General features: G+C 48.4%; 21 protein-coding genes. 6 read left to right on the forward strand and 15 right to left on the reverse strand.

Features of this window, described 5'->3' with window-relative positions:
• Positions 1-242: 242 nt before the first annotated feature.
• The 3 genes from PRIO_RS20720 to PRIO_RS20730 all read right to left on the reverse strand — a co-directional run bounded on the left by PRIO_RS20720 (position 243) and on the right by PRIO_RS20730 (position 2,449).
• Positions 243-800 (reverse strand): cysteine hydrolase family protein, encoded by a 558-nt coding sequence (locus PRIO_RS20720; RefSeq protein ID WP_020431875.1) that lies wholly within the window; start codon positions 798-800, stop codon positions 243-245.
• 56 nt (positions 801-856) lie between these two features.
• Positions 857-1,975: a stalk domain-containing protein gene (locus PRIO_RS20725; protein ID WP_020431876.1), complete on the reverse strand. Its 1,119-nt coding sequence runs from the start codon at positions 1,973-1,975 to the stop codon at positions 857-859.
• 93 nt (positions 1,976-2,068) lie between these two features.
• Positions 2,069-2,449, reverse strand: a complete 381-nt coding sequence (locus PRIO_RS20730) for a DUF664 domain-containing protein (RefSeq protein WP_231869727.1) — start codon at positions 2,447-2,449, stop codon at positions 2,069-2,071.
• 140 nt (positions 2,450-2,589) lie between these two features.
• Here PRIO_RS20730 and PRIO_RS20735 point away from each other — a divergent pair, with 140 nt between their 5' ends.
• Positions 2,590-3,411 (forward strand): lipase family protein, encoded by an 822-nt coding sequence (locus PRIO_RS20735; protein ID WP_020431878.1) that lies wholly within the window; start codon positions 2,590-2,592, stop codon positions 3,409-3,411.
• Positions 3,412-3,648: 237 nt separating this feature from the next.
• Positions 3,649-4,281: a type 1 glutamine amidotransferase family protein gene (locus tag PRIO_RS20740; protein WP_046504481.1), complete on the forward strand. Its 633-nt coding sequence runs from the start codon at positions 3,649-3,651 to the stop codon at positions 4,279-4,281.
• A gap of 312 nt (positions 4,282-4,593) precedes the next feature.
• Here the strand turns inward: PRIO_RS20740 and PRIO_RS20745 are convergent, their stop codons facing one another.
• The 3 genes from PRIO_RS20745 to PRIO_RS20755 form a co-directional block, all read right to left on the reverse strand.
• Positions 4,594-5,553, reverse strand: coding sequence for a vWA domain-containing protein (locus PRIO_RS20745; RefSeq protein WP_020431881.1), 960 nt, complete (start codon positions 5,551-5,553; stop codon positions 4,594-4,596).
• A 128-nt stretch (positions 5,554-5,681) separates the two neighbouring features.
• Complete coding sequence (locus tag PRIO_RS20750; protein WP_020431882.1) at positions 5,682-6,803, reverse strand: AAA family ATPase; 1,122 nt, start codon at positions 6,801-6,803, stop codon at positions 5,682-5,684.
• A gap of 22 nt (positions 6,804-6,825) precedes the next feature.
• Positions 6,826-7,305 (reverse strand): DUF6530 family protein, encoded by a 480-nt coding sequence (locus tag PRIO_RS20755; RefSeq protein ID WP_020431884.1) that lies wholly within the window; start codon positions 7,303-7,305, stop codon positions 6,826-6,828.
• 93 nt (positions 7,306-7,398) lie between these two features.
• Here PRIO_RS20755 and PRIO_RS20760 point away from each other — a divergent pair, with 93 nt between their 5' ends.
• Positions 7,399-9,384, forward strand: coding sequence for a serine hydrolase domain-containing protein (locus PRIO_RS20760; RefSeq protein WP_167345646.1), 1,986 nt, complete (start codon positions 7,399-7,401; stop codon positions 9,382-9,384).
• A gap of 131 nt (positions 9,385-9,515) precedes the next feature.
• Here the strand turns inward: PRIO_RS20760 and PRIO_RS20765 are convergent, their stop codons facing one another.
• The 4 genes from PRIO_RS20765 to PRIO_RS20780 form a co-directional block, all read right to left on the reverse strand.
• Entirely contained in the window at positions 9,516-10,274 is a 759-nt protein-coding gene (locus PRIO_RS20765) for a carbohydrate-binding protein (RefSeq protein ID WP_231869962.1), read from the reverse strand.
• A gap of 612 nt (positions 10,275-10,886) precedes the next feature.
• The gene (locus PRIO_RS20770; protein ID WP_020433648.1) at positions 10,887-11,153 is read right to left on the reverse strand and encodes a DUF6809 family protein; all 267 of its coding nucleotides are present in this window, start codon (positions 11,151-11,153) and stop codon (positions 10,887-10,889) included.
• 211 nt (positions 11,154-11,364) lie between these two features.
• A complete protein-coding gene (locus PRIO_RS20775) occupies positions 11,365-12,177 on the reverse strand; it encodes an ABC transporter permease (protein ID WP_020433650.1) in 813 nt (270 codons plus the stop codon).
• Positions 12,174-13,199, reverse strand: a complete 1,026-nt coding sequence (locus PRIO_RS20780) for a daunorubicin resistance protein DrrA family ABC transporter ATP-binding protein (protein WP_020433651.1) — start codon at positions 13,197-13,199, stop codon at positions 12,174-12,176. The genes PRIO_RS20775 and PRIO_RS20780 overlap by 4 nt, the downstream gene beginning before the upstream one ends.
• A gap of 256 nt (positions 13,200-13,455) precedes the next feature.
• Here PRIO_RS20780 and PRIO_RS20785 point away from each other — a divergent pair, with 256 nt between their 5' ends.
• Both PRIO_RS20785 and PRIO_RS20790 read left to right on the forward strand, forming a co-directional pair.
• On the forward strand, positions 13,456-13,920 hold the full coding sequence (locus tag PRIO_RS20785) for a MarR family winged helix-turn-helix transcriptional regulator (protein ID WP_020433653.1): 465 nt from the start codon (positions 13,456-13,458) through the stop codon (positions 13,918-13,920).
• A 7-nt stretch (positions 13,921-13,927) separates the two neighbouring features.
• The gene (locus PRIO_RS20790) at positions 13,928-14,779 is read left to right on the forward strand and encodes a DUF6544 family protein (RefSeq protein WP_020433654.1); all 852 of its coding nucleotides are present in this window, start codon (positions 13,928-13,930) and stop codon (positions 14,777-14,779) included.
• Here the strand turns inward: PRIO_RS20790 and PRIO_RS20795 are convergent.
• Positions 14,758-15,561 carry an undecaprenyl-diphosphate phosphatase gene (locus PRIO_RS20795; RefSeq protein ID WP_046504490.1) on the reverse strand — a complete coding sequence of 268 codons (804 nt, stop codon included), beginning with the start codon at positions 15,559-15,561 and terminating at the stop codon, positions 14,758-14,760. The genes PRIO_RS20790 and PRIO_RS20795 overlap by 22 nt on opposite strands.
• Before the next feature lie 258 nt (positions 15,562-15,819).
• Between PRIO_RS20795 and PRIO_RS20800 the strand changes: the two genes are divergently transcribed.
• Positions 15,820-16,629: a class I SAM-dependent methyltransferase gene (locus PRIO_RS20800; RefSeq protein ID WP_020433656.1), complete on the forward strand. Its 810-nt coding sequence runs from the start codon at positions 15,820-15,822 to the stop codon at positions 16,627-16,629.
• Between the two features lie 65 nt (positions 16,630-16,694).
• Here PRIO_RS20800 and PRIO_RS20805 read toward each other — a convergent pair whose 3' ends face one another.
• From PRIO_RS20805 to PRIO_RS20820, 4 genes are read right to left on the reverse strand one after another with little or no spacing between them, the layout of a single operon-like run.
• Positions 16,695-19,949 carry a PQQ-binding-like beta-propeller repeat protein gene (locus PRIO_RS20805; protein WP_046504495.1) on the reverse strand — a complete coding sequence of 1,085 codons (3,255 nt, stop codon included), beginning with the start codon at positions 19,947-19,949 and terminating at the stop codon, positions 16,695-16,697.
• A 25-nt stretch (positions 19,950-19,974) separates the two neighbouring features.
• Positions 19,975-20,982, reverse strand: a complete 1,008-nt coding sequence (locus PRIO_RS20810) for a zinc-dependent alcohol dehydrogenase (protein WP_020433659.1) — start codon at positions 20,980-20,982, stop codon at positions 19,975-19,977.
• A gap of 26 nt (positions 20,983-21,008) precedes the next feature.
• Positions 21,009-21,872, reverse strand: coding sequence for a carbohydrate ABC transporter permease (locus PRIO_RS20815; protein WP_020433660.1), 864 nt, complete (start codon positions 21,870-21,872; stop codon positions 21,009-21,011).
• On the reverse strand, positions 21,866-22,798 hold the full coding sequence (locus PRIO_RS20820; RefSeq protein WP_046507225.1) for an ABC transporter permease: 933 nt from the start codon (positions 22,796-22,798) through the stop codon (positions 21,866-21,868). The genes PRIO_RS20815 and PRIO_RS20820 overlap by 7 nt, the downstream gene beginning before the upstream one ends.
• Between the last annotated feature and the right edge of the window lie 10 nt (positions 22,799-22,808).

Raw genomic sequence — 22,808 nt, forward strand, 5'->3', positions numbered from 1 at the left:
TTTCGGAAAAATAAGTCCACTTTTTCCAACTAGCACCTGCGAAGAAACCCTTTATTTGTTCCTTTCCCCTTTATTCCAGGCTCCATCGAACGATATAACGGCTCCAGAGTCCGTAACTGCTGAAAAAGTAAGATTTTTGGCAAAATAAGGGCTCCTCTGTCCGCTTCAGTCCGCAACTATACAATTAAAAATAAACGGCCCCGCTATCCTTCACCGGATGGGAGCCGTTCGTTTGTATTCCATTATCTGTATGAGTCATGGGTTGGACGGAACAGTTCTTCCTCCGACATTCTGACCAGCGAAAAGTGTTCGACATTATAGTGTCCGTGCAGCGTACTGTTATGATGCCTGATGATTTGGTCTGCGCTCAGGACATCACTGTCTGTTGTAGAATGTCCATCGCCAACCAAGGTGACATCGAAATGACTGACGGTAGCCGTCCGGACTGCGGTATCGATACAATGCTGTGTTTTACAGCCCATAATGACTACATGTTCAACCTGCTGCTCTTTTAAATAATGCAAAAGTCCGGTCCCGTGAAAAGCATTCGTTGCCTTTTTATCAAACACTTTGGCATCTGCAGGCATAAGAATTTCATTGTGCACCTGAAAGCCCGCATCTTTTCCCCCGGCGACATCAAGATCCCTCACAAATACAGTCTCAACACCGGATTGTTTGGCTTTTTCAATCACTTTATTGATCGTTTGGATAAGCTGATCTTTATGGAATACCGGACTTTCCTTTTGGTTCCCGTCCATTAATTCCTGCTGCGCATCGATGATTAATAATACCTGGTTCAAATGGTTTCCCCTTTCAAATGGCGCCGAAGCGTTTAGTTCAGTCTACCGCACTTAATCTATTTCCCCGGCAGAAGGTATTTATAAACCTTGCCATCCCGCACATACTCATTGGTAAAAAGCAGCGCATTCCCTTCACGCTTGATGAATTTCAGATTGTCTCCATAGAACGGAAGATCATTCGTTTCCGCAAATTTCTGCTGCTCAGCGTCAAGCAGGTTTTGGTACAACAACGTTTGTTTCCCTGTCTTACGTTCGATCAGCAGGAGAAGCCCCTTCTGATTCGGACGAATCAGCAGAAAATCATCATCCATTCCCTCTACCAAATACGTATCAGCCTCACCGCCAAGCTTGACCAAATCTATTACGGAAGTTACCTTCCCTGTTCCATCTTCGATCAGCCGCAGCTTTTTTCCATCGGTAAGCAACAGGGTATTGCCGTACATTTTCACATTTTCCCCATAACGCATCCAGTATTTTACGCTGTCCTGACGGATCACCATTCCATCCTTGAGGATCAGCGTATACCATTTATTGTTGATATGCGGCTCCCCGTACACATCCGTGATGGTCAGGTAGAGCAGGCCCTTCGGGGTCTTTTTAAAATCAAATTGAACCATGTCATAAAGCTCAGACCCGAGTTTTGCCAGCAATTTGGGCTCTCCCGATGGATCGGCTACATAAAGATTTCCGGTTTTTTTATCAACGGTATACTGCTTTCCGCCATAGGTTGCACCCGCGCTGGAGAAAACCTTCAGCCCTTGGGCAATATAAAGGTTCTGAGCCGCATCCCAGCTCACCGTTGTTCCACCCAGTGAACGGACAAGGAAGCGTGCCGGAACATACAACTGCTCTTCATGCACAAATGGAATACCTCCAAGATCAACGATTGTACCGTCGAGAACCCCCTTTGCGCTCCCTATGCGAACCCCAACCTTTTTGTTCCATCCCAGAAATTGCGCCTTCTGATGTGCCTTATCCCAGGTGGCCTGAAGGCCTGATGACTCCCAGAGACCTGCTGACACATAGGTAATTCCATTCTTGAGCAGCGCCGGACTGGTAACCTGCCCTCCGTTTTCCAGTGTGTACTTGAAATATGCGGAGGAAGCAGCATTCGTCATTGGGGCCATAAGCAATGAAGCGGCAAGCATTGGGGCGACCAGCCATTTTTTCACCATATATCATCCGTCCTCTCCGGTTGCAATATCGGGTCCCTATTCCTGTGAAGTATAGACGCAAACTTGACCAATAGGTTTCGCTTTGAGGCGGCCTCACCCTTTATTCTGTAACCTCACGTCACATCTTTTACGGATCATTCGGATCTGCCCCCTGTGGTTAATCTCATCTTCAAAAACATGAAACCACATAAAATAGTAGTTTGCCGGTTGATCACCCCAGAATGGTTCCTCCTTGTATAACCACTCGTCATCCACAGTCTGGAACCATTCCAGCGTCGTCCGTCTTACTGCATCCAGCTGGTCCATATAATAACTCAATTCATTGCCCTTAATTTGCTCCCGTCCTTCTTCACCTAAATTTAACGCCGCTCCCCATCTGGCCAATTCTTCTTCAGTTAAGTCTCTTCTTTCAAAGGTTTCAACTTGATAGGCATATTCTAGTATCCTCCCTTGATAGCATTGTTCTCCCCACATGACCTGTAGGGTCATTCAAATCATTTTACCATATAGACTGATACAGAAAATGGTAGAAATTTTTTTAGAACATTTTTTCTTCCAGCGACAGGCACCCATCCTGTGCTCTTGACATACATAGAATTAGAGGGAAGGGCGGGATGCATGTGAGCAATAATCAGGCTTTTGAAGAACGGGCCATCTTTCTGGCGGCTGTCTGCGGACAGACCTATGCCCAGTTTAATCATGCGGACGGTTCATTCACCATTCCCGCTGGTTATTCTGTCACTCACACCATTCAGGCAAAATCGTTAGGACAGGTGTGGGAACGGTTCGGGTTCATTATCGAATCTCCAGAAGAGATCATAATCGCCTTCCGCGGGAGCAGCTCAACAGCCAACTGGATCTCCAACGCCAATGCCACGCAAAAAAAGTTCAAATATATTCAGGAAGACTGTCTGACCCACCGCGGCTTCACCAACATATATACCTCAGCCCGAAGCGGGATTCACTCCGCACTCTCCCGGTTATCCTCCGGCAAAAGACTATATATTACAGGTCACAGCCTCGGCGGAGCACTGGCCACACTGTGCGCGCCTGATGTTGCTGCCAACACTTCATTCAGCACACCGCATCTGTATACGTATGGTTCACCCCGTGTGGGTGATCCAGCCTTCGCAAAAGCCAGTACCCGCTATTTACCGAACAGCCACCGCATTGCCAATCTTTTTGACTCTGCCGCCTATGTTCCGCCCTCGATCTTCAAGCTGCCCAAGCGGGACAAACGGTATTATTACAGTCATGTCAGAGAGTTCTGCCCCCTTTCGTTCCAAAAAGGTTCCGTCAGCCTGAATCATGCACTCAGCAGTTATTTCGAAGAGCTCTCCATGCTCCGGCCGGAATTCACCCGCCAGCTCTGCACCTCAAATCCGGATTTTTGTCCGGTCCTGGAAGTGCCCCCTCAAGCAGCGAATAGGGCTTAACCCCTGCATGGATTAAAAAAGCCCTGCAGACCCTAGCGGCCTGCAGAGCTTTTTTGTGTCCATTCTAAACGGTATGTATAATCCCAGGGAGAATTTCATCGTTCCTAATTCTGAATACCTGTCTATACACGCTTGTACGAAATAAAAATTTCAGCAAACAAATCACTTCCCTGACGTTAGCTGTCAGGGAAGTGATTTTATAATAGGCTATATCAAATGTGAATGGAGTGTTACTGGATGCGAACCCAAAAAGCTTATCTCTATGTATTGAATACAATGTCAGACTGGGAGTATGGATATTTAATTGCTGAGCTAAACACAGGAAGATATTTCAAAACCGATGCAGCCCCTTTAAAAGTAGTTACCGTAGGCGTTGATAAAGAAATTATTACTACGATGGGAGGATTGCGCATACAACCTGATATATCCCTTGATGAGTGCACTTTTGCGAGTAAAGATCTATTAATTTTACCTGGGGGGAATACTTGGGGAGAACCTGTTCATCAAGCTGTCTTGAAAAGAGTTGGCGAAGCATTAAAGCGAGGCGCTATTGTTGCTGCAATTTGCGGTGCAACCGAGGGACTGGCGAATATGGGATACCTGGATTCCAGGAAGCATACCAGCAATGACTTAGAGTATCTGAAAATGGTTTGTCCTCAGTATAAAGGAGAAAAATTTTATGAGCCGGGACCTGCAGCAGCGGACACAAATCTGGTTACTGCCTCAGGAGTAGCACCCCTGGAATTTGCGGTAGAAGTACTGAAGCAATTAGATGTATTTGCGCCGGATACATTACATTCATGGTATAACCTGAATAAAACTCATCAACCTGAATACTTCTTCCAGCTAATGAGTTCAATTAATAGATAGCTTATGAAATTGACTTATATGGGTATTCTGGATAGACCAGAGCAGGAACTTCAACAACGTCATTTCTGCCGTTGTCTAGTTCCACAGTATATAGAGTGAACTTAAGATCTTTACATTAGGGACTTCGTCGGGACTACGGTGAATGTTTGGACTTCCGGCCGCTGCCCATCTGCAGATTTCTTGATTGGTACCGCTGTTCGCGGTGGAAATCCGCAGACAAAGGCGGACGCATTCGCTCCTCCAGTTCCAAACTTCCCCTCCATCCCTTTTCCCTTTTGTTCGTTTTTCAAGTTCACTCTATATAGAATAAAATCACAAATACCGGGCAATCATCCGGACCAGCTGTGCGGGCAGCTCCGGCAAATGGGAAATATCCAGGAATCTGTCACTCCCGTAGATGTCATGAATCACATCCTTGTCCTGGCCGATGGCGGCTGCAAGAAATGTAACTCCCTTGCGTTCATAGTAGGCCAAGGTCTGCTGCATGTCCTGGACGGCCAAGGAACCGGTATAATCCTCCAAGGCCTTGGGCTGCCCGTCACTGATGCTGATCAACAACCGGGTCTGCGCTGCTGAACCAGCCAACCGGTCCGCCATAACTCGCAATGCCATCCCGTCACGATTATTGCTTCTGGCACGAATCCCCATGAGCCTGAACCGGTCATTAGCATCCGGGTGCTCAAAATCCGCATAGGCGTACATGGACATCTGCTCCAGCCTGGAGACATCTGCTGTATCCCCGTAGATCAACACCGGAATCCGGCAAAGCTGACAAAACTCGTACACGGCGATGACCGCCTGTTTGGCAGCCGCCAATCTTCCAAAAGCCGACATGGATGCCGATTCGTCCACTCTAACACCGACCGCCAGGGAGGGAGAGTCAGTTGGCGGCCGTTTCTTCGCAAAATACCTGAAATCACGGTAAGCAATGCTGTCCGCCTGAAATTTACTGCCATAATACTGATGTTTCGCAAAATCAAAAGAGTCATCATGTGCGAGCAGCGGCATGGTTTTTCTGGCAATTTCTCTGACAACAGGCAAGAGCTCCCTGCTTAGACTCTGATATTCCCGCTTGGAGTCCAAATCGAAATCCGGACGGTGAACAATGAGTTTGATCTTGCTGTGGATGGAACCAGACACTGTCTCTCTGGCCTCGCGGTTCAGCTTTTTGCGGAAGTCCCGCTCTTGCTGTCTCGCTTCTTCAGACTTCAGCTCAGGATTTGCCTGATGAACTCTGGGAGCACCGTCTTCTTCGGTATCTGAGCGTTCCATTTCGGTTGAAGAATCAGGAACATCAGCTGTGCTTTCGTCGCTGTCCGCAGATTTTTTCAGCGCAACCCCCTGTTCCTCTTCCTCCTTGCCAGGGTCAAAATCAGTATCGCCGATGTCCCCCCATGCTTTTAGCTCCAGTTCCGCAACGATTCTTTTTTTTTACCTTCCCGTTCGATTTCATCAAGACCCGAGAACAAGCCATGGCTTCTTAAAGCTTCTTCCAGCAGCTTGATTTCTTCGGAATCGGTTGTGATCTTGTAGATGACTTTATGATAAAGGGATTCTCTGGCTGAAGCTCCGCCGGCAACCGCATCCGCCCAATAGAAAAAAGAACGCATCCCCGCCACACCTTTAATCGCATTCGCCCGGGCTGTGCTGTCCAGAACCATAATAATCTCTGCCAGTACACCCAGCACCCGTTCATCCGTGTAGCCGGTTTTGGAGATGGCCCGTTCAATCATGATCTCTTTGGCGGGCAGATCCATCTTCTCGGTATGCTGGACCCGGTCACGCAGAGCTTCATTCAGCGGCCTGGTTCCTGCATAACTGCGGTTGGTCGTAATGACTGCGATAAAATCCGGGTGTCTGCGTATAATTCCTGTCGGAAGGTTAATGCTCCCGTCCAGCTCCAGGGCCGAGTTAAGCGCCATGAGCACCGCGGCATCCCGGATAACGGTAGGTTCCTGGATCTCCAGAAGATAACCTTGCTGATAGGCTCTGACGATCTCCGAAGGGTAAAAACGATATTCAACCGCTTCGTCACCGCTGTTCTGCGCCACCTTCGCCAGCAGCAGCTTCAGCTTAGAGGCGGCCTGCTCCCGGCTGATCCCCAGCACACTCATCAAGATTTCAGCGGTGCTCTGAAAACCGTCATTTTCATATAATGCGTTCCAGACGGCTTGCTCCGCAGGCTCCAGCTTCTGCAGATCTTCTTCCGGGATCACCGGAAGGATCGCCCCGATAATATCCGATTTATCCATATCCGCAAAGCAGGTCACCTTCGTATACGGCAATCCCAACTCAGCGGACAGTGCCTTTGCAAGCTGTGTTTTTCCGGAGCCGGCGTCCCCTTCCAGCAGGATATTGGCGATTTTCAGTTCCCCGCGGTTCCAGTTGCGCCTGATTTCACTACAGATTCGCTTCTCTTCTTCGCTGACTTTATGAGACAACGGCTTATTCCAGACCAGCTCCTGCTCTGCACGGGTCAGTTGTCTTGCTGGAGACAGCATAGTTGTTTCTTGCTTGCTCATACCCTCTCACCTCTTTAAGGCTTTAATACCCCATGTCTTTCAACAGCCGGGACAATACGCGCAGCCGTTCTCCAATCATTTCTCCATCATCACTAAGCGCCTGGGCAAACAGCTTGATATCATTATCAATCATGGGATTGTCTGCGCACACGGATACACTCATGGCATCCCCCTGAAGCCCGATACGGTCAATTACCGGGTTCTCCGGGTCATACATTTTCGGAAACCGGTAGGCATCCTGAAAATATAAGCTGCTGCTGCAGATCAGAATGGCAAGGTCCAGGACACGGTGCATCGGCAGCTCTTCGGACTGTCTCGACCATTTCTCCCCCGTATGTCTCCATACTTTTGCTGAAATATCAACCTTCCCCCGGTCATTCCACTGGGCCAGTCCCAGAGAGAGACCCTTCGCATCCGTATTCCGGGCATACCGGCCGTCCACTTGCTCATAATCTTCTGATACGACTACTGGCTTATGTTTTAACGTTGTTGGGATTTTCATTTGTACACGCTCCAATTTTCATTTACTAATTCACTGATTTACTAAATTACTAATTTACTAAATTTAAAACCATAATAATCCTCTGTTTTGCTTTTGTCAACGGCAAGACTTCAAATTCTTGATCCGCTCATTATGCTCATCTTCACTGCTACCCTGCTCCTACCGTCTGTAGTTGCTGCGGCCGCCCCCCCAGTGTCCCCTTCGGCTGTAAAGCTGGACAAAGCCGGGGTCGAAGCCTTTGCAACGCAATTTTTTGAACAAAAGGAGGTCAAAGAACAATTGGCAGGCGCCCTGCTGGTCATCGTCAAAGACGGACAGGTGCTCCTGAACAAAGGCTACGGTTATGCAGACATTGCTGCAAAGCGGCCGGTTGACGCGGATACAACACTCTTTCGCCTGGCTTCTGTATCCAAGCTGTTCACTGCTGCCGGCATTATGCAGCTGGCTGAAGCCGGAAAGGTTGATCTGGACAAGGATGTCCAAACCTACCTGCCGGATCTGAAAATCCCGAATACAACGGGAGCACCGCTTACACTGAAGCATCTGATGACCCATACGACTGGCTTTGATAATGCAGACAACGTTGATTCTGATAGGTCTTATACACTTAAGAATTACCTGAATGACATGATGCCTACTGTTGTCCGCAAGCCAGGGGAAGTTTTCCGTTACGACAACTTCGCATTTACTTTGCAGGGGTATATCATCGAGCAAGTGTCCGGACTGCCGTTTCAGGATTATGTCAGCAAAAATATTTTCAACCCGCTCGGCATGGACAGCAGCAGCTTTATTTTTAACGACAAGGTAAAGCAAGCCATCGCCACTCCCTACGACAACAATCTTGAGCAGCTAGAGCAAATCAAGAACGTGCCTGACAACTCTCCGCAAGGAGGGATGTTCTCTACGGGAGCCGATATGGCCAAGTTCATGCTCGCAATGCTACACAACGGGCAAACCGGAGATGGGCGGTTCCTGACGGAAGCTTCAATAAAAGCAATGGAGCATACAAGCGTCACGATCCATCCGGACATTCCGGGTGCCGGCTATGCCTTTGAGACGAACTATCCGAAAGATTACAACGGGCATACAGTCGTAGAAAAAGGCGGCGATTTATCGGGGTTCCATTCCAATCTATGGCTGCTGCCCGGGCAGAACACCGGTATGTTCCTCGCCTTGAACAGTGACAAAGGCAACCTGCGGCTTCCTTTCTTTGAGCAGTTCATGAGCCGTTATTTCCCTAAAACGGATGCTGGACCGGCTTTTCTGAAGCCGGCACCGGATAAGCAGCAGCTCCTGCGGTTTGAGGGACTGTACCGCCATCTGCGCACACCTGTATTGCGTTATGACATTACCGCAACAGACGGTGCCTTGATCGTGCGCGACGCTTTGGGCACCCATACCTTGCGCCAGGCGGACGATTTGCTGTTTTATGACGAAGAAGGAACCCCTGCCGGTTTTAAAGCGGATGCGGACGGGAACATTACCTACTTTTCCTACAACATGACAGACAGCTGGGCGGAGAAGATCCCCGTGCCCCCCATATTCAGCGATGTCCCGGTAAACCATCCTTATGCCAAATCTATTTATTACCTGGTTCAGCTTGGGGCTATTCCGGGCGGCACAAACGAATTCAAACCAGACAAGGCGGTGACGCGAGGCCAGTTTCTCTCACAAATTATGCCACTGGCGGGATTCCAGCTTTCTACCCGGCCATCTGTATTTTCTGACACGAAAGGCAGCCCCTATGAAGCTGTAATCCAGACGGCGGTTGATTACGGGATTGTTCAGGGACTCCCCGGCAGCATCTTTGGCCCTAACCAGCCATTGACACGTGAGCAAGCGGCTACCTTCATCTGGCGGATGGTCAAGATCTCGCTGAATGCTGATCCCGTAAAAGCCGACCTGAAAACCCCCGCCTCCCCCTGGGCATCCGAAGGGGTACAGTACATTGCGGGACAACAGCTATTCGGCCCTGACGTCCAGGCTGCAAACGGAGCGCTGGAATACAGACCGAAGGATCCTATGCTGAACAAGGAAGCAGCGGTATTGATCTACAAGCTTGTTCAGAAGCTTTTTTAGATATTGATTTTAGTGAAAGGCGAATAAACAAGCGGATCAAGACGGTTTGCTTGCTGGTCATCCGCAAAAAAAAGGATCACTAAGCGGAATAATCCGCCTGTGATCCTTTATCAACTACATTTTAAAATAAATTAGTTGACCTCGTAATTATGGCCGTAGTTATTGTCCCAATACGTTTGCCCGCCGGTTGTATACGAAACCGAATATTTAACATCTGTAGCACCTGGGACATTGATACTGTAGCTCCATCTTTCAACACTATTGAGATTATTCAAGGAGCCGTTGTAAGTAGCGAATGCCTCTTGAGTCGTTGCCCAGTTGTCTGTTGAGTACGTTACTTTTACTGTTTTGGTCGGATTCAGGTTTTTCACATAGATGGTTCCGTTAAATTCACCGTTGCTAAGAGTACTACTGCCGTTAACCACATTTGGTGCTCCCAAAATCACGGAACTCAGGGGAACAGTATGATTGACTTCATTGTAATAATTCGCTCCCCCGTTGTTATCCCAATAGACCTGGCCATTCACTTCGTATTCAATAGCGAATTTAATGAAGCTCAGATTCTTCAGCTCGTTATGATCTGTTGAAGCATCAGTTCTGGAAATGCCGAAATGCCATTTCTCACGGGTTCCATCCGTCGGCCCTACATAATTCGCACTTGTATTATACCAAGTGGTGTTATCTGTCGTATAATGGACAGTGACATTTTTCACGGGTCCCAGATTTGCAACATCAACATTTCCGCTGAATCCGACATATCCGGGTTTATAAATAACGCTAACATCCGAGTCAATAAGCTTAACCTCATCACCGCTGGCAAATGCCGATCCCACAAAGGATACACCAAAAATCAGAGTAAACATCATCAATCCAGCAAATAGTTTTTTCATTGCTTTCACAGTTCTCGCTCCTCTAATTTCAAATTTTTACAGCAGAGTCTTGAGCCGACTAGGATGAGACACATACATTTTGTACACTTTTTTGCCTTTTTCATTCCTCCTTTGACACTTCGAAACCAAGCTGTAATTTGCGGAAATGTTAATCATTTCCTATTCATAGGATAACTTTAGTAAATATATATGTATATAGTAAATAAGTAACAATTTTAACATGTAAATATATGGGTTATATTGTCATAAAAGGTCAAAAGCACAGAAAAGCAGCGCAAAAAATCCCTTGAAGGCTGTCGACATACGTCTCCGGGGATTTTTTAAACCATATTTTTAGATGAGTTAATTTAATAGTTAGCTCCTTCATGGTGTTCCAGGATGATTCAAGGTATAAGTTGAACTGGAAATCTTCAGTGATTGCACTTAGTACAATAGAAAGCTGAGAGTTTTACGGTGAAACGCATTCTGCTGTATTTCGTGCAGTAGATTTCTTGTTTGGAGTCAAAAGCGCCCTTTTAGCCTGATTCTGCTGTACAGAGTGCAACAGATCCCATTTTTCCGCTGATATAAGGATCATCTATTGTATAAAGTGCAATTGATTATTTTAAATTCTTATCCGCAATATACCTCCATTATCATTAATGCCCCTATCCGGTATCCTTGAACAAAAGCTGCCGCCGCATGCATGGAGTTAAGCTCACCAACGAGATCCAGTAGTCTTTCGATTTCTTCGAATTCTGCCGCCGCTAGCTTCTTTTGGTAATTGTCCATTAACATCATAACCTCCTGATGAAGCTGCTTAGCTCTTGGATCTGCAGATTTTATAGACTCATCAGGCCGCAAATTCCCGTAATACATATCCTCCAGAATACTTTTCACTTATACAACCTCCTGACTTATAGCAGTTTATTCCAAGTGTACTTTATACGGATAAATATATTGATATTTATGCGATTTTCGCATACAGCATAGTTGAACCTCTATTGAAACAGAGCGAATGCAACAAAAAAACGACTGAGCAATCAGGCTCCAGCCGTTTCCTTGTAATGACCAAATATTATCTTTACTTCTTCATAGATATTTCTCTCCCTTACGTACGGCGCATATATGCACGCACCGTGATTGGTGCAAAGATCGCCACAATCACAGCGGCGCCGGCCAGGGAAAAGACCAGATCCGAGCCCATGGTTCCCGAGTTGACCAGATCGCGGACGGCTGTGACCAAATGCGAGATCGGGTTCATTTTGACGAACCATTGAAGCCAGTCAGGCATGGTATCGACCGGTACAAAAGCGTTGGACAGGAAGGTAAGCGGGAACAGCACAATCATGGAGATTCCCTGTACACTGGAAGCTGTACGCGCAATAACGCCGAAGAAAGCAAAGATCCAGCTGATCGCCCAGGAGCAGATAATGACCAGCACACCGGCCATGGCTACATGCCCGAGTCCGCCTTCAGGGCTCAGTCCCATCACATACCCCATCGCAAAAGTAAGCACTGTTGCAATCGTATAACGGACCGTATCCGCCAGCAAGGCTCCGGCAAGCGGGGCTATCCGCGAGATCGGCAGTGACTTGAAGCGGTCAAAGACCCCTTTTTCCATATCCTCACGCAGTTGAACACCTGTCACAATCGAAGTCGTGATGACGGTCTGCACGAGGATTCCGGGGATGATCATCGGCAAATAATTCTGGACATCCCCAGAGATGGCTCCACCAAAAATATACGTAAACATCAGGGTAAAAATAATCGGCTGAAACGTGACGTCAAATAACTGCTCGGGTGTGCGTTTGATTTTGAGCATCCCCCGGTAGGCCATTGTCAGTGAATTGCGTACCGACTGTCCGAAGCTGGTGTGGTTTTTCAGTTGGCGCTGGGCGCCTGGTTTTATCATTGTACTCATACGGTTTGACCCTCCGCTTGAATGAATTCGGCCGAAGCCGGAGCTGACTTTTCTTCTACCCCGTGGCCCGTGATGCTCAGGAAAACCTCGTCGAGCGTTGGCTTCTGCACACTCAGCTCCGCCAAAGAAATCCCTGCCTCACGCAGTGCAATCAGCAGATCCGCCACCCGGTCAACATTTCCCAGAGGTGCCGTAATCTTCGCAGCTTCCGCTGATATACTGGTCTGTACTCTCAACATCCGCTCTACCGTCTGGCGGGCAATGCCAATGTCCCGCATATTCTGAACTCTTAATTGCAGAGACGAGGTACCAACCGATGATTTCAGCTCATCTACCGTCCCCTCCGCAACCACATGGCCATGATCAATGACCGCGATCCGGTCAGCCAGCTGATCTGCTTCTTCCAGGTATTGTGTGGTCAACAACACCGTTGAACCGGATTGGATCAAGCGCCGGATCGTCTCCCACATCTGGTTGCGGGTACGGGGGTCCAGGCCAGTCGTCGGCTCATCCAGGAAAATGAGCGGCGGCTGCGCAATCAGACTGGCGGCCAGGTCCAGCCGCCGGCGCATCCCGCCGGAGAAATTTTTGAGCGGACGTTTGGCAGCTTCGGTCAAACCGAATTCCTCCAGCAGCTCCTCTGCCTTGCGGCGTGCTTCCGCACGTCCCAGGCCCAGCAGCCGGGAGAAAATCACCAGATTCTCGGTTGCACTGAGCGACTCATCCACTGACGCATATTGTCCGGTTACCCCAATCAGCTGGCGCACAATCTGCGGCTCCTTCACCACATCATGCCCGAACACCTTCGCAGAACCGCCATCCGGTCTTAATAATGTCGCCAGCATCCGGATCGCTGTAGTCTTGCCTGCGCCGTTTGGCCCCAGCACTCCGTAAATCGAACCCGTGGCCACTTGCAGGTCTACCCCGTCCACCGCCCGGTTGTCTCCAAAAACTTTGACAAGCCCATGCGCCTCAATGGCCCAATCTTTGGATGGCAGCGGTTGTTTCTTGTTTTGACTCATTTTGCTATTCCTCCTAGAAAACTAATATAGATGGATCATAATCCGCCTTTTTAAACTGAATATAAACTTGGTATGTACTCCGTTCAGTGCTGCTTCATTATAATCCTATCGGATATGCCGGTTAACGGTCTCCAAACGCATTTTCACCTCGGTCTCTGGATGTAGAGCGATTCAATTTGGATATAGACAAAAAGGTAACCTATTACATATAATAAAACGTAATAGGTTACCATTCTGATGTAAGGAGAGGAATCATATGGAGGAAAAAGAGCAGCAGGCTTATATCCTTGGCGCTGTTCTCACACTCGCCAACCGCCTGCAGGTATTAGGCGATCAATTGGATGACCAAATGACCATGAAGCAGTGGCTGCTGATCGCAGTCATTCTGAAGAGCGGTTCACCCGCTCCCACCCTGAGCGATGTATCCGCGATGATCGGAAGCTCCAGGCAGAATGTGAAGAAGATGGCTCTCCTGCTCGAACAGCAGGGATTTGTTGCGCTGACCAAGGATAGCCGGGATGCACGCGTTCTTCGGGTTCAGCTTACCGATAAATGCAGGGTATATTTTTCGGGGAGAAGCGGACGGGAAGACCAGTTTATAAAGGCTCTGTTTCAATCCTTCGACGCAGAGTTAACCCGTGGCCTGTTCCGCGGATTGACCCGGCTTACAGAGAACATCGCCCGCATGGAAACGGACGCATCTGATCGGGAAAAGGAGTAGATATTTGATGATTCTTATACTGGTAATCCTTGTCGGCATCACAGTTGGTGTGATGATATTCTTCCATATTCCCTATTCGCGCACCAAAGCCGAGTTTCTGCGGCTCGCTGATAACGGCCTCTCTGCTGCTGCTGCCTCTAACGATGTGTTCACAAGCGAAGACTGGAAGGCTCTTCCTTCTCCTGTCCAGAAATATTTCGAAACCAGCGGATGGACCGGCACACCCAAAATGTCCTCGATGAAAGCCGTATTCAAAGGGGTAGACTTCATCCTCTCCCCCAAGAAACCGGCGATTCAGATAGATTACACGCAGTATAATTTCAGTCAGCGTCCTGCCAGAATTGCCCTGATCGAAACTTCTATGTACGGGATTCCTTTTCAAGGCCTGGATACCTATGTCGAGGGAAAAGGCAGCATGAAGGGCGTTCTGGCAAAGTTGTTCACTCTATTCAACCAGCAGGGCAGGGAGATGGATCAGGCGTGTCTGGTCACCTTTTTGTCGGAATCGCTCTTGCTGCCAAGCGCCGCTATACAGAGCTGCATTACTTGGGAGCCCATCGACGATACTCATGCCCGCGCGGTGATTGCCTGTTATGGCATTACCGCAGGCGGCATCTTCAGTTTCAACGACAACGGAGAATGCCTGTCCTTCACGACGGACGACCGCACCGCCGTCGGAATGGACGGCTCCAAACAGCGGGTGAGATGGTCGGCGCTAATGAAGGATTACAAGCAGATTGACGGCGTTAGACAACCTACCCGACTGCAGGCAGTGTGGCATTATGACAGCGGAGATCTTGTCTATTTTGACAGCAGGAATTTTCGGGTGGAGTATAGTTACAGGATGACGATTAAATAGAAGAGCGCCGCCAGGGCAAAACGGTATAGGGCAAACCATTCCAATCTAAGCCGCTTAATCAGTTTGATGAACGTGACTACTGCAATCATTGCCACAAGAAAGGATGTCGTAAAGCCAATTAACATTAAGATTAAATCGTCAGAATTCAGCAAATCGCGGCTATCGTATAAATCCAACAAGCTTGCCCCAAACATAACAGGCACGGAAATAAGGAACGTAAAATCTGCGGCGGCTTTTTGGCTGGTGCCAAGCAAAAGGCCCCCTGAAATCGTCGAACCCGATCTCGAAAATCCCGGCCACAAAGCCAAACATTGGAACAGGCCAATCCCGAAAGCTTGTTTGTAATTAATCCCATCGATCGTATCAGCGGTGTTAGTTTTCCTGCTCCGTGCTGCGAGGATCATCAGCAAGCCGCCGGCAACCAGACCGATCAAAACAGGGGTTGGGCCGAACAATCGGCTTTTTATTATGTCTTTGAAGAGAAGATACAGGATTAATGCCGGTAACATAGCCAAAATCATATGAATGACATTTAACCCTTTACTTTTGGAAAAATCCATTCTAATCAGATTAGCCCCAATCGCTAAATACCTTCGCCAATAAAGAATCAGAACTGCCATCACTGCACCCAATTGGATTACGATTTTAAAAGTTATGGCAGCGTCTCCCTCAAAGCTGAGCAAATCGCCTGCTAAAATAAGATGCCCGGTAGACGATACCGGTAAAAATTCAGTTAAGCCCTCTATTATGCCAAGGATTATTGCTTTAATTACATCAGTCATCAGCGGATATATCCCCCTTTGGAAATTAACTCTTTCAAACAGTTTCCAGTATAAGGGGGACAACTATATATTCCCATCGATTCACATAACAATACTCAATTCGGTATGACATAATTGTCACATTGCTCATTACAGGGCTGGATGGAAGATTTTAGGTAGAATTATTCTCAGGAAAATGTTACATTACTGTGGGATTAACAACGCAGCGTGTTCGTATTCAATTTTAGGCTCATATTATTATATTGGGGGATTACCGGCATGGACAACAATACGGTTAGAACAAACATTATAGGTGCTGGCGAGGTTGGCCGCGCCATTTCGGCTGACATGGACAAGAATGCTATACATAAAACAAACAGCAGCTTTTGGGATACAAAAGGAACTGAAATCTTAGGAGCAACCGCACTTCCTTTGTATGGAGCATTTGTCTCCGAAGAGCAATGCCGGCTTTTTGGCGATATCGCTGGAAAAAAGCTGCTGGAAATAGGCTGTGGAAGCGGCCAATCCTTGCAATATATGGGGGAACGTAAAGCAGCTGAGCTTTGGGGGACAGATATATCAGAAAAACAAATCGAAAAAACCGGGCAGCTTTTGAAGTCGTGCGGCCTTTCAGCAACATTGATCTGTTCTCCCATGGAAGAAGAATGTGGTATACCGGAGGATTATTTTGACTTCGTTTATTCGGTTTATGCCATAGGCTGGACCACCGACCTTGAGGCCACTTTTGGCCGGATCGCTTCTTACCTGAAAAAGGACGGCATATTTATTTTCAGCTGGTCTCATCCTATTCATAAATGTGTTGGTGCGGAAAATAATATGCTAGTCTTCAAGAAAAGTTATTTTGATGAATCCTGGTATTCGGTATCCCTTGAGGAAAGTACGCTAACCTTATCGGACCGTAAACTTTCCACCTATGTCAATGCGCTCTCCAAAGCGGGATTTGTAATTGAACAAATGGTTGAGGAATCTGATGAGGAAATTATGCAATCGCGGAATGATAACAGTGATTTTGCAAAAAAAGCAAAGATGCTTCCTGTAACTTTTGTATTCAAAGCAAGAAAACTATAAAGGTTCCTTCAGCAACTCTAGGCGAAAATTGGAAAAAGCCGCCATTGCGGCGGCTTCACATGAAGTTAAATTCGGGTTCCGAACTGTACCAGCAGTTCGGCATGTTCTGGAGCTAATCCCTTGCCGCTCATGGCTTGCACTTGATAAATAAATCCGCTCTTTGCACCTTTTTTTCCTCCCTCGTTGCCCGCTTCGTCCGCGCTTTGTGCTAACGCCAGCTGATCCTTAAGCCGCCCAGCCAACTTGGGATCATGAGCGAGGAACTGGTCAATAAGCCCTGCAATGCCCTCATAGGTCAGGATCACTTCATAAGAAAAAGAGGATTGTACAGCGTTCCCGGCAATATCACTCACGGTTGCATCAACCGTATGCTCCCCAATACCCGCCAGATAGGCGGGGCTATCTGCAAGCACAGCATCACAATCGCCTGAAGCTATACCTGATAACGCATCCTGGGCGGAGCAGCCGATCCGGATCACATCATTTACTTCATAGACGGATTCTCCTGAAAATTCGATTACAGGTGCTGTTTTGTCAATCTTGAGTCCGATAGTAGAAGGCACCCCGGGCACGCCATAAACAGATTTTGCCCAATAAGTTACTTCCGTTACGCCTTCTGCGCCTACCGTAAACTCCGTGCTGCTGCCTGCAGCCTCACGTTGATCAATGCTCTCAGCCCCCTTAGTCTCGTAGAAAAGGGCGGCTGCCCCTTCCGAGTTCAACGTTATGGAAACATCTTTATTGTGCCAGCCCTGCTCATTGGGCTGTGGATTCATGGTAACCTCAGTCAAGGGAGCCGTATTATCCTTTTCAAATACCGAAAAGTCGTCATAATAAGCGGATGAGATATTATAGCGGCTTGTAACCGCGATAATTCTGGCGGAAGCTGCCCCTTCCGGTGCTTTACCGCGGAGGGTTACCTTTTGCCATTGGTGAAGCCGCGATTCATCCAAATGCGTTTCCAAAGTGGACAACGTCTGCCCTTCAGCATTATAGAATCTGAACATTAATCCGGGCTGGCCGGATTCGATGTAGATTTGCGCACTAGCGCTATACTCTTTCCCCGGAGACAAAGTGATTGGATCGCTTTGCACCGCCACAGAGGCGGTACGGATCAGATCCGTGGTGTGGAGGCTGTAATCACCCGCATAGCTCTTATCGCCGCTCCGCTCAAAATGCACATCCCCGCTGGTCGCAAACAAAGAAGTCCAGCCCGGCAGTTTGCCGCTCCCCTCCGGCGCTTGCTCCACTCCGGCATTGTTGACCGGCAAAGGCAGACCCGGCGGTTCAGGCACCATCTCTCCATCGATCTTGATTCTATAGAGAATAGTATTCGTTGCGAGATCGGTGAAATAAAGATTCCCGTCTCTTCCAAGATCAAATCTTGATGCATCTGTCAGTGTTCTGAATTCAAGGGTTTCGGGATCAATCACTGTCAGTTTGTTATTGAACAGCACATACAGAAGCCCGTCTTCCGACCAGCGCATCGGGTGATGATGCCACTGGGTGTAATAAAGCTTCGGATAGATTTTTTTATATTTCACAAGCTTGTACGTGTCCGGATCGATCGCAAAAATATATTCATAGGATGCCCCCCAGATCAGCCCGTCCGGTCCGAGAGACAGATCCCCTATGAAAATAGGATCGGTAAGTTCGGGAATATCAAGGGTAAACTCCGTGATTTTTTGCTCCTTCTGGACATCCCACACGAAGATCTTGGCCTCCTGCTCGCTTGGCGTGGAACCCAGTCCGCCCCTGATGGTCGTAGATCCGAAAATCTTTCCGTTTACATAAGCGGTACTGAGCACACTCTGATTCTGGACCACATTGCGGTGGACTTTGGTTTCCCCTGTCGCTGTATCATGGACCGTAAGCGATCCTCCCAGCGTACCGTAACCGGAGATAGTAGAAATAAACAGTTTGCCGTCCCCTTCAGACATATGGACAAGCCGTTCCTGATCATTTCCGAGTACCGCGAGCCGCTGCGGATTCGTGCTTCCCGGCTCTTGATTCAGATCATAAACGTATAAGCCGCCTTCCGGGTAGACACCCATATAGACTTTGTTTCCAATCGGGTACACACTATCCGCCTGACCTATGCTGAAGGGTTTTGCCGTCATGCTCTCTAAATCCACCAGCGAGGATCTGGCTTGAGAACCCGTTGTGATCAGCTGCGTATCCGATACGCTTTGAAGCCGGTTGACCACGCCCGGCAATCCCGGGATAATCGGCGGCTTTACAATTACTTTTTTTGTATCGATATTCAGCATAGCTACCCCGCCGTCATAACGGACGGTGACCAGCGTTTTTCCCGGAAGCTCGGGATTGTTGAACTCTACCCAATCCGCCCCTCTGAATCCGCTTTCATAGGTCATGCCGGTTTCTTCTACCTGATGCGTTGCCAGGTCAAAGGTTTTCAGTTTTTTCTCTGACATATAATACAGCTTTCCACCCACCGAGTCGGCTGCATGAAGGCCGGTTACCTGCTGAAGCTCTACATCAAGCCATGATCCTGTTGCCGTATCGTAGATGTAGCCTTCACCCGGTATGCCGCTTCCGTCTGTATAACGGGCGAACAAATAACGGTTATCAATCGTACTCAAATCGTATACCGTATCATTTTTAACGTTAAGTGAAGCTGCAATATCCGTTTTTTCTCCCGTGTTGAGGTCCACGCGCACGATCTGTTTATGTGCCGTTCCGGCATAAATATATCCTCCCTGATAAGCAATGGAGCGGACATATTCTTGATCAAGCGCGCCGATGACGCGGCCGTAATCCCTCACCTGCCTGGTGGCAGGGTCATACTGCCATACTTTTCCTCCCGGGTACGTTCCAACGTAGACTCTTCCTTGTTCATCCGTCGTAATGCTGTTGGAGACAGACTGCCCCGCAAATTCAGCCACTTGAACGGCCTCATGCGTGACTGGAGAGTACTCCCATAACCGCGCCCCCGCTCCTTCGGACGCCACATAGAGTGTACCGTTTGGAGCAACAGTATGAGCCCAGGAGCTTTCGGAAGGCGCAAGAGAAACGGTCCGGAGCAGTTTATACTCTTCGAGGTCTATCACATTCAGGTACCCCGGCTTTCCTTTGCTCGTCGCATACATTACAGGCTTGCCGTCCTCATAGCCGACGGCTCCATTAAACACAGCTACCGTGTAGTTATTGGGAATAAGCAATTCTTCGGGTTCGCTGAAGTTTTTCTGAGAAAGTCTGGAATCCTCCGCTGCGGCGGGAGCAGGCTGTACGGGATACATCACTAATACAAGTAAACAGCTCATGAACATGGTGATCAGGTTGGAAAAAGGCTTTTTCATCACTTATCTCCCCTTCTTCATGTCATTAAACATACTTGATCAACGTGGCCAGGGCTCCTTGAGCCGGGCCGGATTGATAAATTCCATAGGCTGCAGGCGCCTCTTCCAGCGCAAACCTGTGCGTGATCGCAGGACTTACCGTAATCCGCTTTTCAGCAAGCAGCCTTACATACTCGTCCATATTTCTTCCTTCCGTCCACCGCACGAAACCGATAGGATAATCCTGATTGTCTTCCTCATAACGCATATCGTATCTTCCCGGGCCGCCCGCTCTTGAGATAAGAATCTGCGCTTCCTTGCGGAACATCAGATCTCTTGAAAACTCCATGGACAAATCCCCGACGATCACGATTTTCCCCAGGTCCCGAAGCCACTCCAGCGACTTGTTAATCAGCACTTCGCCGGGGCCGCCAGCACATAAGAGGATGGAATCGAACCCGGCTCCACCCGTCTCGTTCATCACAAAATGTTCCACTTCCTCTTCACTTGAAAAGCCTGATGTAATGCCCATTTGTCCCTGAAGCAGCTGCACCCGGTCTTCGCTCAGATCATATGCAGCAGTATGGCACGCAGCGGCAGAAGCAATTTGGGCCACAAGATTACCGAGGATACCCAGTCCGACGACAAGCACCTTGTCACCGAACCTCACGTCAGCTGTACGCAACGCATGTATGGCAATGGCCCCGAGCCCTGTAAATGCCGCCTCCTCAGGGTTGACATGATGCGGCACTTTGGTCACCAGATTGGTCGGTACCGAAATCACCTCTGCGTGTCTGACGTAAGGCACACCGTAACAAGCCACCCGGTCTCCCGGATGAATATCCCTGACCTCACTCCCCGTCTGTTCCACAATTCCAACGGCACTATAGCCAAGTGATACGGGAGATAATCCGGATCTCTTGATCGAGCTCAGCTCCGTACCCGGACTAATCCCCGAATATTCGGTTCTCACTTGGACATGCCGTTTGTTCAGTTCGGGTATAGCCGCTTGAAGTATGGCAACTTTCCCTTCCTTCGCAGCAACGATTCTCATTAGATATGGCTCCTCCTTATGTCTATTCAGCCTTTTTCTGAACCGAGCATCACCCCTTTAGCGAAATACTTCTGGGCAAATGGATAGATAAGGAGAACAGGGATCATGGACAGCACAATGGTTGCGTTTTTGATCGATTGAGGGGCCAGAGCCGAACGATCCACGAGACCCGCGTCATTTTCTGCGCTGTAAATCAGCATATCCCGCAGCACGACCTGCAATGGATATTTATCCGCATCGTTCAAGTAAATCAGCGGCAGGAAAAAGCTGTTCCAGTGCCCCATGAAATAAAAAAGACCGATGGACGCAAGCGCAGGCTTGGATAAGGGAATGACAATATTGAACAGAATCCGGTATTCGGAGGCTCCGTCGATCAGGGCAGCTTCCCGTATTTGGGAGGACATGTTTTCATAAAAACTTTTCAGAATGATCAGTTCCATCGTCCAGATGGCGTTGGGAAGCACAAGGGCCCAGACCGAATCCGTCAACCCCAGCTGCTGTACGACCACATAAGTCGGAATAATGCCGGGATTCAGGAACATCGTCAGCACAATCGCCGTCATAAAAAACTTTCTTCCAAAAAAACCTTTTTGGGACAGGGGATAAGCTGCCACCGCAGTAAAGAGCAAATTCAAGAACGTGCCAAGCGCCGTATAGAAGACAGAATTCAGATAGGCTCTTGGAATCGTGTCATTTTTAAGCACCTCGCCGTAGGCCTCAAAGTTAAACCCTTTCGGAAATAGAAAAACCTTGCCTTGAACGACCGACACCGTATCGCTTAAAGAGATGGCCGTTATATACACGATGGGATAGAGTGTGGCTACAGCAACCAGAGTGAGTATCAGCGTATTGATGACACCAAACCAAGATATTTTGCGTTCTCCTACCATAATCCGTTCCCTCCCAGCCGTTTGCTGACCGCATTCGCGGACAGCAGCATCACCATTGCCACGAGTGCTTCAAACAGCCCTACCGCGGCTGCGTAACTGTAATTGGATTCTAGCAGTCCTTTACGGTATACATAAGTTGAAAATACGTCCGCTACGTCATATGTCATCGGGTTGTACAGCAGCAGGACTTTCTCATAGCCGACACGAATCATGGAGCCGGTTTTGAGGATGAACATGATGAGCATCGTGGGAAACAACCCCGGCAGCGTAATATGACGGATCATATGGAACCGGCTGGCGCCGTCCACCTTGGCCGCTTCATAAAGCGTAGGACTGATTCCCGCAATCGCTGCCAGATAAATGATCGATTCGTACCCCATATTTGCCCAAATTTCCGAAATGACGTAAATCGGACGGAACCAGCCCGGATCAACCAGAAAGTATTTTTTCTCGAATCCGAACGCGGCCAGCATTTGATTCAAAATACCGTGATTGGGAGACAGAAAATCAATGATCATGCTGCTGATGATGACAACGGACAAAAATGCCGGAAAATAACTGAAGGTTTGAACGGATTTTTTTAACCACTTGTTTCTGACTTCGTTCAGCAGAAGGGCCAGCATGATTGGAAAAGGAAACCCAAAAATGAGCGTATACAGCCCAAGGAGCAGCGTGTTGCGGAACAGCATCCAGAAGTCATGGTTCGTAAAAAACGTGATGAAATGCTCAAATCCCACCCATTCGCTGCCAAGCACTCCCGAAAATACGCTGTAGTCCTTGAAGGCTATAATCAGTCCGTATAATGGCCCGTAACGAAAGACGACGTAAAACAGGATGCAGGGAAGAAACAGCAGAAGCAGCTGCCTGTCGCGTTTGATATGGTTCCACGTCGTACCAAGACGGCTTCTGGAGCTCTTCTTGTGCATTGTTTGGTTA

It is taken from the genome of Paenibacillus riograndensis SBR5 (genome assembly GCF_000981585.1).
GTDB classification, from domain to species: Bacteria; Bacillota; Bacilli; order Paenibacillales; family Paenibacillaceae; genus Paenibacillus_AQ; species Paenibacillus_AQ riograndensis.